The organism is Pseudomonas sp. GB2N2 (genome assembly GCF_054897705.1).
This window is the reverse complement of sequence record NZ_CM142701.1, coordinates 2,362,166-2,374,839: the sequence shown is the minus strand read 5'-3', so window position 1 is coordinate 2,374,839 and position 12,674 is coordinate 2,362,166. Positions and strand designations below refer to the sequence as shown.

Annotated in this window: 17 protein-coding genes; 3 read left to right on the top strand and 14 right to left on the bottom strand. The window is 57.3% G+C overall.

Going from position 1 to position 12,674, the window contains the following annotated elements:
* Positions 1-14 precede the first annotated feature (14 nt).
* On the top strand, positions 15-2,087 hold the full coding sequence (locus tag ACYZT4_RS10935; RefSeq protein ID WP_461987688.1) for a phage tail fiber domain-containing protein: 2,073 nt from the start codon (positions 15-17) through the stop codon (positions 2,085-2,087).
* A 66-nt stretch (positions 2,088-2,153) separates the two neighbouring features.
* On the opposite strand, the gene ACYZT4_RS10930 is transcribed toward ACYZT4_RS10935, so the two are convergent.
* From ACYZT4_RS10930 to ACYZT4_RS10900, 7 genes are all read right to left on the bottom strand, one after another.
* Entirely contained in the window at positions 2,154-2,579 is a 426-nt protein-coding gene (locus ACYZT4_RS10930; protein WP_461987686.1) for a MaoC family dehydratase, read from the bottom strand.
* A gap of 121 nt (positions 2,580-2,700) precedes the next feature.
* Entirely contained in the window at positions 2,701-3,102 is a 402-nt protein-coding gene (locus ACYZT4_RS10925; protein WP_461987684.1) for a hypothetical protein, read from the bottom strand.
* Between the two features lie 348 nt (positions 3,103-3,450).
* Positions 3,451-4,563, bottom strand: a complete 1,113-nt coding sequence (locus tag ACYZT4_RS10920) for a phage integrase Arm DNA-binding domain-containing protein (protein ID WP_461988652.1) — start codon at positions 4,561-4,563, stop codon at positions 3,451-3,453.
* Positions 4,563-4,775 carry a hypothetical protein gene (locus ACYZT4_RS10915; RefSeq protein WP_461987682.1) on the bottom strand — a complete coding sequence of 71 codons (213 nt, stop codon included), beginning with the start codon at positions 4,773-4,775 and terminating at the stop codon, positions 4,563-4,565. The genes ACYZT4_RS10920 and ACYZT4_RS10915 overlap by 1 nt, the downstream gene beginning before the upstream one ends.
* Positions 4,776-4,812: 37 nt before the next feature.
* Positions 4,813-5,538, bottom strand: a complete 726-nt coding sequence (locus ACYZT4_RS10910; protein WP_461987680.1) for a hypothetical protein — start codon at positions 5,536-5,538, stop codon at positions 4,813-4,815.
* Positions 5,535-5,780: a hypothetical protein gene (locus ACYZT4_RS10905; RefSeq protein ID WP_461987678.1), complete on the bottom strand. Its 246-nt coding sequence runs from the start codon at positions 5,778-5,780 to the stop codon at positions 5,535-5,537. The genes ACYZT4_RS10910 and ACYZT4_RS10905 overlap by 4 nt, the downstream gene beginning before the upstream one ends.
* Positions 5,781-6,566: 786 nt before the next feature.
* On the bottom strand, positions 6,567-6,887 hold the full coding sequence (locus ACYZT4_RS10900; protein WP_461987676.1) for a hypothetical protein: 321 nt from the start codon (positions 6,885-6,887) through the stop codon (positions 6,567-6,569).
* Positions 6,888-6,969: 82 nt separating this feature from the next.
* Between ACYZT4_RS10900 and ACYZT4_RS10895 the strand changes: the two genes are divergently transcribed.
* Positions 6,970-7,206, top strand: a complete 237-nt coding sequence (locus ACYZT4_RS10895) for a hypothetical protein (RefSeq protein ID WP_461987674.1) — start codon at positions 6,970-6,972, stop codon at positions 7,204-7,206.
* Positions 7,207-7,243: 37 nt separating this feature from the next.
* On the opposite strand, the gene ACYZT4_RS10890 is transcribed toward ACYZT4_RS10895, so the two are convergent.
* Both ACYZT4_RS10890 and ACYZT4_RS10885 read right to left on the bottom strand, forming a co-directional pair.
* Positions 7,244-7,849: a hypothetical protein gene (locus ACYZT4_RS10890; RefSeq protein ID WP_461987672.1), complete on the bottom strand. Its 606-nt coding sequence runs from the start codon at positions 7,847-7,849 to the stop codon at positions 7,244-7,246.
* On the bottom strand, positions 7,846-8,172 hold the full coding sequence (locus ACYZT4_RS10885) for a DUF4406 domain-containing protein (RefSeq protein ID WP_461987670.1): 327 nt from the start codon (positions 8,170-8,172) through the stop codon (positions 7,846-7,848). Before ACYZT4_RS10885 ends, ACYZT4_RS10890 begins: the two co-directional genes overlap by 4 nt.
* 55 nt (positions 8,173-8,227) lie before the next feature.
* Between ACYZT4_RS10885 and ACYZT4_RS10880 the strand changes: the two genes are divergently transcribed.
* Positions 8,228-8,416, top strand: coding sequence for a hypothetical protein (locus ACYZT4_RS10880; RefSeq protein ID WP_461987668.1), 189 nt, complete (start codon positions 8,228-8,230; stop codon positions 8,414-8,416).
* Here ACYZT4_RS10880 and ACYZT4_RS10875 read toward each other — a convergent pair.
* The 5 genes from ACYZT4_RS10875 to ACYZT4_RS10855 all read right to left on the bottom strand — a co-directional run bounded on the left by ACYZT4_RS10875 (position 8,413) and on the right by ACYZT4_RS10855 (position 12,635).
* Positions 8,413-10,458, bottom strand: coding sequence for a DNA cytosine methyltransferase (locus ACYZT4_RS10875; RefSeq protein WP_461987666.1), 2,046 nt, complete (start codon positions 10,456-10,458; stop codon positions 8,413-8,415). The two genes, ACYZT4_RS10880 and ACYZT4_RS10875, sit on opposite strands and share 4 nt — an antisense overlap.
* Positions 10,459-10,909: 451 nt before the next feature.
* Positions 10,910-11,242 carry a hypothetical protein gene (locus ACYZT4_RS10870; protein WP_461987664.1) on the bottom strand — a complete coding sequence of 111 codons (333 nt, stop codon included), beginning with the start codon at positions 11,240-11,242 and terminating at the stop codon, positions 10,910-10,912.
* A gap of 81 nt (positions 11,243-11,323) precedes the next feature.
* Positions 11,324-11,785: a hypothetical protein gene (locus tag ACYZT4_RS10865; RefSeq protein ID WP_461987662.1), complete on the bottom strand. Its 462-nt coding sequence runs from the start codon at positions 11,783-11,785 to the stop codon at positions 11,324-11,326.
* Positions 11,782-12,024 (bottom strand): hypothetical protein, encoded by a 243-nt coding sequence (locus ACYZT4_RS10860; protein WP_461987661.1) that lies wholly within the window; start codon positions 12,022-12,024, stop codon positions 11,782-11,784. Before ACYZT4_RS10860 ends, ACYZT4_RS10865 begins: the two co-directional genes overlap by 4 nt.
* Before the next feature lie 2 nt (positions 12,025-12,026).
* Entirely contained in the window at positions 12,027-12,635 is a 609-nt protein-coding gene (locus ACYZT4_RS10855) for a lambda exonuclease family protein (protein WP_461988650.1), read from the bottom strand.
* Positions 12,636-12,674: the final 39 nt, after the last annotated feature.

The window sequence follows — 12,674 nt, the reverse complement described above, 5'->3', positions numbered from 1 at the left end:
AAGGAGTAAGCACTTTGACCGTCTCCAATACGACCAGCGTTGTTCAGTACAACGGCAACGGCGTCACCGTCGCCTGGCCAACCGGGTACAGGTTCTTCAAAAACACCGACCTTGTGGTGACGAAACGTTCTGTGTCTGGCACCACCACGCTGCTGACATTGAACACCGACTATTCAGTATCCGGAGCCAACTCGGTTACGGGCGGCACGGTCACTACGACCAACCCCCTGCTGGGCGGGGCAACTCCCGAACTGTTGACCATTGCGCGGGTGCTCACCGTCCAGCAACTGACGGACTTGCGCAACCAGGGCGATTACTTCGCCGAGATCCACGAAGACGTTTTCGACTACCTGACGATGCTGATTCAGCAGACAGGCGAGAGCGATTCCAGAGCCTTGCGTCATCCGCGTGACAGCGAGCACTATCAAGCAGAGGGGCGCCGGATCGTCGATTTGGAAAGCCCTGTTGACCCGCAAGACGCCGCGACCAGAGCCTCTGTCGAGGCCTACGTAGCAAGCGTATTGGCAACCGGCCAAGGGCCAATCAACAACGCGGCAAACGTAGCTTATGTGTATCCGAACGCCGCCGTACGCAATGTCCAGTCCCTTTCCAACTACACAGACCCCTTGCTCGGCTCGCAAGGGATCGGCCATTACAACTCAAGCGGCACGTTGCAGACTGCGGGTGACGTGCTCAACCGAGCCGTTGAAACAGTAGACTCAGTCTATGCATTGCTTTCCGCCCCCAAAAAACAGAACTGCGGTATCTATGTACCCAGCTACCACACAGGGTGGGCAGCAACCACCAACGGCGCCATTGGCGGCGGGATGTTTATCTGGGCGGCCACAAAGCTGAAAAGCGCTCACAACGGTGGCACGGTGATAAGCCCAACGGTTCCTTGGGATGGTACACAGGGAGGCTTATCGGCATTCCTTTCCGGTACCGGCGAGACCGCTCCAGCGGGGCAGGGTTGCTGGGTTCGGGTGAACTCTCGCCCTGATGTTCTGATGTTCGGCGCCAGAGCCGATAACACCAGCAACGATCTGGCCGCTTTCCAGAAAGCAGCCGACTCCGTGAAAACGCCCTTTATCCCAAACGGCACATATACCCTTATCGGCACGCTGCTGTTTAATTCTGATGGAACTACGTTTGCCGGTGAGAGCATGTCGGGGACGGTGCTGAACTTCCAAGGGGCGGGGGTGGCGTTTAAAAACCCGGCGGCCACAACGACAACTCGTCTGTTTTGTGGCATCAATAACTTGCGGATCAACGCACTCGCAGCAGGGGCGAATAACATTGTTGACTGGAAGTCAATGCAGTTCGGTAGAATCAGCAAAGTATGGATTCTCGGACAGAGCACTGTGGGGTGCGTTGCCATTAATTTGGCCGCTACCTGGGTTGTTACTGAATGCACTTACAATGTGATCGAGGATTGCTACTTTGGACTATTTGCCACGGGCATATCTATTAGCGATGGGGCCAATAATAACAACATCGCGCGGAATCGGTTCCAGCCTTCCTTTGCAAGCGGCATCGGAATATTGCTCGCTGCTACCTCCACGGGTCGGGTTTCGGTCATCAACATTATAGGGAATGGTTTTGAGTTCCCTGGAAACATCAGCACCGGCATAAACGTCCTTCAAAACTGTGATTTCGTCAACATCCAAGGAAATCGTTTTGAACAGTTGCTCAGCGGCATCGTGGTAGGCGCGGTAGGCAACAAGCACATCACCGGCACAAGCAGAGGAGAGAATTATTTCGAGTCTTGCACGAACTCAATCAATCTGTCGGGCGGCGCGAATTCTGCACGACCTGGGCTTATCGCATCTGGGGCCTATGCGAGCGGTGTAGCCTTGGGCTCACCGTTCGGGCTGGGTCCGATATCCAACCCAAGTCTCGGTGTCTATACCTTTACGTATCTCGACACTACCTACCCCGACAGCGGCCAAGTTATTGAAGTGACTGCATCCACCCCAATCGCCGCTGTGTCGCAAACCGCGACCGGCTTCACTGTCACCTGTCAGAATCTAGCCGGTGCAAGCGCTGCGGCGGCGCTAATCGGGGTTAACGTCTTGTACAATAAATGACGCAAATTGATGACGGCGATTAGTCAATCGCCGTCATCATAAAGTGCAACTGGCACAGGTATGTAACTAAGGAACAAATATTTCCGCCGACCCAGTTATTACGTTTTTCCCTTTAACCTTACAGACTGTATTAAAAAATACACGGCGTTTCGCTAGGTCTATTCGGGTAACCTCGACCTCTGCAGTAACGGTGTCGTCAATATAAACAGGCCTAATAAAGTTCAGGCTCTGCGAAACATACACGCATCCCGGCCCAGGAATTCTGGTGCCGAAGATGGCAGAGAAGAATCCGGCAGACATCAGCCCGTGCGCAATGCGCTTCCCAAACCGTGATTTGGCAGCATATTCATCGTCGACGTGGACAGGATTATGGTCACCGCTGACCCCCGCAAAAGCCTTTATGTCGGCATCAGTAATCGTCTGCGAGTAGTTAGCTTTTGTGCCAACCACCAAATCATGGAGAGGCATCGAGCATATGGAAAAATCGATCATTAGCCGCCGAGCCCTTTCCGAAGTGGCTTAGCTGGACTGGCATGAAAACTCCTATTTCTCTATGCGGATCAACAGCTTGTATGGGTTTCGGGGTCACCTTGACATGGTGGTGGGTATGACACTATCCGGCTGGCGGATAGATCGCTGATGAACAGAGTTGGCTCGCTATAGCACCGACGGGCGAATTCCCCATGATTACCGACTTGCCACCCGCAGGAAGAAGGGCCCAGGTGTAACCAACGTAAGCCCCATAGCTATTTTTCCCGTTGATTTCGATACACCAAGAATCTTTCGATTTGTCTCTGGCTTCCCCTCGGCCGTCCGACGTCAGGAAAAACGTATCTCGATACTTCGCGCTTTCAGGATCCTTTAGGTCGTAACTCGCCATTGTATGGGCGAGCTGGACGATATTGTCGTTCATCGTATATCGATAAAGGACCAGGGGTTTGGCAGGTGCAGACTTTGGTGGCGCGGTGCAGCCAGCTAGAGAGAGAACCATCAGAGATAGCACGAGCTTTTTCATGCGGACATTCCATTGTTTGTATTTATCGATGCGGCATTGAGGATGCTACATGATTCAGCTCGCGTCAGGCCGGAATGCCGGAGCTTTCATGCAGAAAGCCTGTAGGGACTTTTGCGGGGATTCGTAGAACAATGTTAGTCACGGTTGGGCATCGATTGCAGTGGGCGCCGCTCCAAAGGACTGTTCCGTATAACTTTTTAGCACCCCTGCAAGCATGGGGTGCTAGGGGTCGAGTGTTCGAATCACTCCGTCCCGACCATTATTCCTGAGTAAAATCAGACACTTGAGCCGATCAGCTAGATCGGCTTTTTTGTGTCTGCGCAAAACCCGCGCAAAACTGGCGCAAAACTATCCCGTGATTTCGGTGATATTCAGGTCTGGAATTGCCTCGGACCAGATGACTTCCTCGTGGTCACGCTGGTAGTTTTTGGTCATCTCTTCGCTGGCGTGGCCGGCAATCTTCTGCCCATCCTTTCCGGCTTTCTTGTACAGGTGCAGCGACAGCGCCCTGACTTCATGGAAGCCCGGCATTTCTTCTTCCTTCCACCCCTTGTAGCATTCCGCCGCCTCTCGTGCGTCCTTGAACGCTCGAGTCAAATACCTCTCTTCAACCTTCGTCCAGTGCGCTTTGGTCTCTGCCTGCTTTTGTTTCTTGCGCTCGGGCTTTCGATGGACCAGGTACGGCGAAGCGACATTGTCACGACACCGGCTGATAACTGCCTGCAACTCTGGCGTCACGCGAAAGCGAATCCACGCGGCGTCGCTAGCCTTGGCCGTTTTCTTCTGCACGACGTAGAGGAAACCCTCCCGAACGCCGTCGAACCGCATATCGAGGATGTCGGTGCGGCGCTGCGCAGTGATAAGTGCCAGGTCGATTGCGTTCTTCAACCACTCAGGCGCCTTTTCCCGAATAGCTTTCAGGCCCTCGGCGGTGTGGCGCTTGCGCTGCTTCTTCTCGATCCGGTTGATGGTGCTGGCGGCCGGGTTATCCGGGCACAGCCCTTTGGACGCTGCATGATTAAAAATGTCCACCAGCAGCGCCCGGCATTGGTTGGCGGTGCGCGGGGTGAGGGCGTCCAGCATCTCCGCGATCATGCGGATCGTTATCTGGTCGACGGCCTTGCCCTCGAATTGTTTACGGAAGCGCCGGAAGTGCACTGCGTACAAGCCGAGCGTGCCTTTGGCAAGCTCTCGCGGTGGCAGGACGTCTCTCTCGTACGTGTCCAGGAAACCGTCAAATGAGTCGGAGGGTTTGTTCATCACGGCGCCGACAAGGTCAGCGCCGCGCATGAACTCCAGATTCAGTTGCTTGGCCGCATCGATTGCTTTGATGCGATCAGTCCCGAACTGAAACCATTTGCCGTCGGTTGGCCGGCGGTAACGATATGTCGAGCGCCGCGCATCGAAGTAGAGGTTCTGCGGGAGGTTCTTGTTCGCAGTATTGCGCGGCCGAGGGACCATCATGCAGCTCCTTTCAATACCATCGCGACCAGGTCGTTTCCGTCCGATCGGCTAAATGCGGTCCAATCAACGTACCAGAGTTTCCCGATCTGCTCCCCGGGTACCTGGCCGTTTCGGATGTGATTACGGATTGCTTGCGGGCACTGTGGCGTGCCGTTCTCGCCCCAGCGTCGGCGCTGGAACTCACTGATCTTGATCAGCTCTCGTTTCATCGTGTGCTCCATGCCGCGCGTGGCGGCAGAAGGGGGATTAGACGGCCATCTCGGCCTGAGTTTCTCTCTGCCAGATCGGCGAACTGTTGTGCGATTCGATTCGATCCGCAATTACGTTGGCGCGCTGGCCGGCGGTAGGCGGGGCATACATGCCGAAGCGGCTGATGCTGCCGCCGTTTACCGCGGCGTTTGTGGAGTCGGCGGACGCTAAGGGCAGGTTCTGGAAAATCGCAGGGTCGAGCATTCGCAAACCATGAAGCCTGCAAGCAGGGCGGCCTTGGTCATCGCAGATGGCATCCATCGCGATGCCCATCCGCTTCCACCATGCTCCAGTTCCCGGTGAAGCCCATTGGCCAGAACTGCCCAAGGCGACCGTTCGCCAGCACCTCGCCAACCGCTGCAACCGCTCAAGCGATTCGTGCAAGTGCCAGACAGGCACGCCGCGAAGCTCCTCTGGCCACTGCCGAACAAGGTCGTCGTTGGCCTCTTCGTCGCCGTCGATAACGTCCGGAATGAGCGCCCAAGTGAATCCAGGGTGTCGGTGCCAATCTTCGACCCAGCGTGTGTAGCCGTCGACGTCTACCTGGCCGCCTTTTTGCCACACGGTGAATGCGCCGTTATCGAAAACAAACGATTTGCATACATCGGCGACGATCCCTAGGTCGTCCTTGCGTGGGAACGGCACCAGAGCGTGCCGGCCGGCCAGGAATTTAGCGGCGTCCTCGCGCTTACCGCCGATAGGCGTGCCGTGATAGTGGATCATCCGCTGAGCCTCACTGTTTCGATTTCGACGCCTTGATGCGTGGCGATAATGGTCTGCTCCCCGCCGAAGGTTTCGGCCAGGCGATCGGCGATTTGTTCGTGCCAGCCTTTCTTGATCAACGCGGTCGCGGTCTTGATGTGCTCGACGCGGATCATCAGCGGCGACCGGACTTCCAGCCGGTAGATGATCAGTTCGCCATCCGACGGGCAGACGGCTGCGAAGGTGTGTCTGTAGATATTCACGCGCAGTCCTCGCCCGCCGTTCACCGGCAGGCTGATTGGTAAAAGGGTTGTGGTAAGGTCCGTATTTTGGAAGAGGGAGCGGTATGTTGCTAAGGGAAGACGATCATCTTGGCCCGGTACTCCGCCGCGCATTCCGCCGTGTAGACGGCGTGACGATGTACGTATTCATTGCTGCTTGGCTTCTTCGCCCAGTCTGGCAGTGGGTAATGGGCGACTGGCATGGCTGGGCTTTCGTATTATTGTCGGCGTTGGCATGCCTCTTGAACCTATTCATCTTCATTTTCATGGGGCTGTCAGGCTCTCCAGGCCTGGTCACGGCCATATTTATTACCGCCATCAACATCCGATTTTTTTTCTGAGTCCTACGCCCTCCGTTCGCCGGCAGGCAGTTGTGTTCCGTATATGAGGCGTATTGCCGCTTGATGCTCCGTTTATGGTTCATATGGCGGCAAGTGCGAGTAAGTGGAGGGCTACATCAAAGTGGCTAGGTAGGCTTCAGCGATCCGCCGGCGTAATTCCTGACGCTGGTAGAGATTTATAAAGCCCTGCTTGTATAGGCGGTTGCTCCACCTATCGCAGTCGCGGAAAAAGCGATTTCTGGACTTGCGGGTTGCCACGGGGGCGATCGCGACAATTGCTTCTGCAAATTTTCTCATGAGGCGTTACCTGATTGGTTGGGCCTCGATGGTCAATGCGTTCAACTGTCGGTTTCCCGACTATTTCAATCTGAGCCTGCTTGTCACCGTGGCCCCGAGTAGATGAGCCAGGCCATGTAGGCGAGGGCGATCATGGAGTCACCTGCCGCACCCAGACACAAATCGGGCCGTCATCTGCATCATGAATCGAGAATATGAACCAGCCATCACCAGCGGGCTGCGTTGGTACCCACGCGGTGCAATTCGGAATGCCGTCGTGAAACCAGGTTGCTTGTAGTTCTTCAGGGGCGTCGTATTCGAAGTTGGTTTCGCGAACCTCCAGGCCTCGCTCGGTAAACCATGCATACGGAATCAATTCGTCGTCAGTGGAGGGCCACTGAGGGTGAGTCCAAAGGCCCATGTCATCGCGCTCAACCGGCACCGGCTGGATCAAAACTGTTTCTTCAGGCATGACTTTCCTTTACCGCTATAGCGGCTTTCAATTTCACATTGGGGAGAGGTATCGTGCCGCCAACAATAGGTGGAGGTGCGATATGGTCGTACACGGAGTTGAGTACCGGTTCTTTCGTGCTTCAAGCGTTGTTGAAGGTCACGATGGCCTGGCGCTGGAATGCTGGCGAGGTGACAACGGACCGGTATTTGAGATATTTCGGAACGATGAAACGTTGCGTTTCGAGGTGACACTGTTTGAGCAGGACGTTCCACTTGAATTGCTCGAGTACGCCATTTCGGACGCTCGCGAGCAGTTGGGCGAATTTGATCCGCTATAGCGGCTGACTTTGAAGGGGGAGGGAGTTACTGCGGGGTTTAGAGTGCGGCGCGGGCTTGCCAGCCAACCCATGCACGCTGGAGCGTCTCGTCGCAATATTCGCCGTAACGTGGGTCGTTCTTTGGTAACAGGTCGCGGACGTTGCTAAGTGGTGCCTGCGGCCATTCACGGCGAACCCACGCTATGAACTCTTCACGCTCGTCCGTGCGGCGCTCCTGCGATCCGACAGTGATAGCGCGCCCGGCAGTGCTGTATTCGAGAGGGGCTGGATTTGCAGTTGCATCCAGCGCTGCGCGCAAGGCAACCTCCAGCAAATCCGCCCGTTCATCCGCTGCGTTCAGGAGCAGCTGCAGGGCTTGTTCGCGGGCCGCCGATTCTTCAAGAGCCCGCGACAGCCAGCGGATTCGATCCTTGCCGGCGGTGAGCCAGACAACCGCCGAGTGATAGCCAGGAGTTTTCCGGAGCAGGGCGTTAATGTTCAGCGGCTCGTTGCCGTGAAGGAACACGCCGTTGGCCAGTTCATCATCCGTCAGCTCGCCGAGTGTCAGGGCGGCGCGCTGGCAGTTGTAATGCTCGCCATGCGGATCGACCTGGCCTTCTTGCCGCCACTTCGCGGCCGGTGTTTTCTGTATGTCACCCATCATGCAATCTCCATCAATACCAGATCATGGGCATTCACAACCGTCATGCCGAGGCGCTCAGCGATCAGCACTTCGAGGCGGGCACCCTTTGAATGCTCCCAGCCAGGGAGCGTGGCCACCGTGTCGCAGTTCATCAGGGCGGTGATGTCGCGGCGCATGCAGTCGTTCCAGCTTCCGCCGTCCGGGTTCAGCTCGGCGGGGTTGGTGACGGTGTGGCCGTCGGCGCGCAGGTTGGCGGTCATTGCGGCGAAGGCGGGGAAGTTGAGGGCGGGCAGGCCGGTCATTGGCCCGCTGAGGTAAATATTCTTTCGGAGCGCTTGGGGCATGGTGATACCTCGCCGACTATGCTTGAGGATTGATATCTGTTTATGGGAGTAGAAAATGCCAGATCAAAATCAAATGCTTGAACTGATCTTTACCGCCGAAATACTGACTTTGGCGAAGGCCATTCGAGCTGAGAAAATTGCGAAAAACGGGAGGGATCCCGGTGACTGCGTCACCGAGGCCGTCCGTGATGCGAAGGTCTCAAGAGAAAACGTGATGAGGATCTTTTCGGAACTCAGGGTTTAGGCGGCCACGGCTTCCCGTACAGCTAATCGCCAAGGATCGTTGGCGCGAGCGAGCGCTGCCATTGGCGGAGGGCTGACACTGTTACCGCACATGTGGACCTGCTGAGTTTTGGTGAACGGCTTGCCGTCGGCGCCGTGGCTGATGATGTAGTCGGCAGGGAAGCCCTGAGCCTTGTACAGCTCGGCCGGTTGCAGCATCCGCAGGCAGATGTCGACGATCACGTAGGGCGTGCCCTTGATGGTGACGGTGACCAGGCCTAGTCGATCCTTGGTAGTTATCGTGGGCGCTGGTGCGTCGGCGGCGCTCATGTTCTCGGTGCCGTAGTAGCTGATCAGGAATGCCGCGACCCGAAGCGCACCTGCTTCAACCTCCGGCGAAAGCTGGAACTCAACCAGTGAGCTTTTACCGCCGCCGCCCGCGGTGATGGTGGGTGCTGGCTCATCTACCGCCTGGCCGACGCTGGCGCCGAACTGACGCTCCATGAAAGCGGTGACCAGTCCGTGGTGAGTGCCGCCGGCGCTGATGGTGTGCAGTGGATCCGCGGCGTCCCGCGCATCGCAGTTGCCGCGCAGGTGTATCAGATTCGCTGTCACCAACTGCTGCTGGCTGCCGGTGTTGGTCACGGTGGTCATCGGGTCTTCGATGCTCTTGGCGTCAGTGGTGTTGAAGCCGCCATTCATCTGCGCCATGAACACCGTCGAGATACCCATTGCGTGGGCGGCACCTGCCGGACGCTGGTAATTACCTCCGCTGGTGATGGTCGGAAGCGGCTCGTTCAGTGCCTTGCCTTCATCGGCAAACCGGAACTTCACCAGGTGCGCCGCGGCGATCGCGCGATGGTTTTGGGTCATCAGTGTGCCGGCTGGCTGATCGATGGACGCAGGCTTGCCTGAATACTGCGGACCTCCGGCACCGACCAGCACCGGGCTGATCAATGTCAGCTCGCCGCGGTTGGCGCAGGTGACCGTCGGCAGAGGGGCGTGTGGATCGTTGATTCGGTCGCTACCCTGGTGCGTGGCTGGCGCGATGATCGGGCTGGCCATGGCAAACGATCCGCCGCGCGGCCAAGAGGTGACAGTGCGCAGCGGGTCGTGCGCTGACTGCACGCTTTCGCCGGACCAGTTCGCGATCGGCACGATGAACGGGTCGGCCGCATCGATGACGAACTTCTTCATGCCCTTGGCGATTCGCCGCAGGGTGGCCGGCGCCAGTGGCTTCGGCCGGTCGAAAATGCTTTTGCTCGGGATGGTCCAGTCGATGCACTCGGCGGCGGTGCGCCACTTCTGCTGGCCCTTCACAGGATGCTTTGCGTGGGTAGGTGCCGGCCAGACAACCGGCTCACCGTCGCAACGAGCAATCATGAATAAGCGTTCGCGGCTGGTCGGCGCTCCGAAGTCGCAAGCTTTGATTACACGCCACTCGACGACATATCCCAAGTGCTGCAACTCAGCGACGAAGGTTGCCCAGGTCTGCCCGCGGCGTTTGGGGTCCGGGACCAAGAACTGCTGGTGAACCGGGACCACTTCGCCCGGCTCGGCAATGGCGCCGCCCAATTTCATTACCCGACCAGTCGCCTTGCAGCGCTTGGCGATCAGCGGGCCCCACTGCAAGATCTGCTTTACGTTCTCCAGGCTGATGACGCGGGGCTTCTTCTTGCCGGCCCACTTCAGCCCGATCCACGAAAGGTTCCGGATCTCGCGCTTGCGAGGTTGTCCGCCGGCGGCCTGGCTATGATGCGTGCAATCCGGCGACATGTGGAACCAGCCGACGGCCTTGCCTTCGCACTCGGTGTCAGGATCACCCTCGAACACGTCGGTGGTGTAGTGCACTGCGCCCGGGTGATTCACGGTGTGCATGCTGATCGCCTGAGGGCTGTGGTTCTTTGCAACGTTGACCGCGCGACCCAGGCCCATTTCCAGCCCGGTACCGGCGCCGCCACCGCCACAGAAGAAGTCGACAACGATCTCATCGTCCTGAGTGCTGAAGCCAAGTCCGTATTGGGTTTTGAAATCGAAGGGGTGTTTCTTCTGTTGTGCGGACATAGAGGATCCTCGCCGGCTGGCGTGATTCGTTGAAGTGGGGTATTTGTGTTCGGCCCGGCATTGGGTCGGATCAGGGAGAGAACGTGGCAGTTATTCGGTTTTTAGGCGGGTTGGTGTTGAGTGGCGCAAGCTTATCCGCCTTTGCATACGGGGAGATGAATGCTCTGCCAGGCTCGCAGGTTCTGATAGCTGGGGATATTCAGAAGGTCAGTTGCCCTATAAACGGTCAATACGACTGCCTGTCTTGGCCGAGCAATCTTTACGAATTTTCGATGCAAAATATCTGCTTTACAACTACCGCATCTTGCCCACTCAGCTGCGAAGGGTTCATAGCGCAGAAAGGTGGTGTACAGACACTCTATGTACTTGGTGGATTTTCCGGCCTAGATAGCTCGAGCATTAAGCTATTCAAATGTCCAAGTAAGTTTTAGCTGACGCAACTTCACATGCTTCAGATTTTTTGGTGAGTGTGGGGGCAGGCTTCGCCGCCGATCTTCGCGAACCGCTCAAGCTGTCGCGACTGATCTTCAGTAATCACAATCTCCTGTCGCGGCATATTTGCGTATTTTCCGGACTCGAAGGCCGTTGCGCCGGCGAGGTTGATCAGGAACGTTGACACCGTCTCCTGCCATTCCTCGAAGTCGTGCCGCTCGCCCAGCACTTGAAGTGCATCAGCGAGCGCTTTCGAAACAATCAGCGTGCGCTTCTCGGCGCCGATCTTGTCGAGCAGCGCCTTCTCCCTGGCTCGCTTGTCCTTCTGCAAATCCGCGTTGCTCTTGGCCATGGCCTGCCTCTTCAATTCCGTGGGCCGGTATATCCAGCCATGTCTGTCGTCGGCGCTGGCGCACCTGGTTGCTGATCTTTCTCACGCTGCGACCTTCACCTGATGCCAAGCGCCGGCGGCGTAGAACAGCTTCGCGGCCTGCGCTTCTTCGAGCGACACCTCTGCGGGAACGGCGATCCAGCCCGATGCAACGAGGTGGTTCGGGTTGCAGCTGTTTCGCAGCTCCAAGTAGTAATGTTCGATGGCATCCGTCAGGCGTTCGACCTTGTAGATGCCCTCCGGCGATATCTCCACCGACTTGACGTACTCGACGCCGCGCTCGTCCCGACACATGGCGCTGAGGTAGATCGTCCAGTGGTAGGCGAAGTCGAACAGGGCATTGGCGATGGCCAAGCTCCGGATCGGCCGGCAGCTTTTCCAGTTCGCCATGATCTGGGCGCCGCTCGGGTCGATGTTCACCACGGCGACGTGATTGGTGCTGAGCAGCGCCCGACAGCTGCGTTCGGCGCGGGCGAAGCCGTTGTTCGCTTTTCGCTTGCTCATAAAGCCTCCGCAAGTTTCCGCAGCGCCTTGCGCTCGGCCGCCGAAATGACGGGGCGGCGGCGCTTGAGCACGGTGTCGGGATCAATCTTTTCGGATCGCTCAGCGGGTGGTGGATTGATTTGAGCGGGCTCGGCTCTGGAGAAGCGCCCGCCGGCGGCCAAGTGCTGTTCGACCTGACTTGAAAGCTCCCGCGCCTTCTCGCGCCGGTACTCGATGTCGTACTTCAGGTTGCTGATCATGATCAAGCTCCTAAACGATGGGCCTGGGCCCTTGCCTTGTCCGCGACTTCATCAACCATGCGATTCAGTTCCAGGTTGAACTGGACCAACTCTTTATGAAGGTTGGCGATGTAGTCCTCGTCGCGGTGAATCGTCTCAATGTAGAGCTGACACTCTTCGTCTTGGCGAGAATCGAACGATAGGAAGTCCCACCATTTCCGGCCGGTAACGAACATGCAGCCCTGGACCTGAGGCATGTGTTCTTCGGGCATGCCTTCGAGCCATGTCCTGACGTGGATCGCCTCATTGAAGGGGCACTTCGACTCGGTGCCGCCGTCATCGTTGATCAGGCCGTCGGGCGAGCAGCCGAGCCAGTCGTACTTCGGGTGCACGATGAACTCAGACGGCACAACGATGTTGCCTGTCAGCATTTCGTAGGCGTCCTGAGCCTTCTGTTCTTCCGTGTGACCCCACTTCATGGAAGCGCTGCTGACGTTGTGCTTCGACTTTTTTGCCAGCCGTTCGAAGCACAGTTCGCGCATGTATGAGGTGCGCGCGCCCATGGGCTCGCGCTTTCCATGTTTGTCAGGCTTTCCCCAAGCGATCACGTCTTTAAAGCGACTGGCTGTCACACGGCCTGATCGGTCTGCTTGCCACTTTTCAGTGCCCTG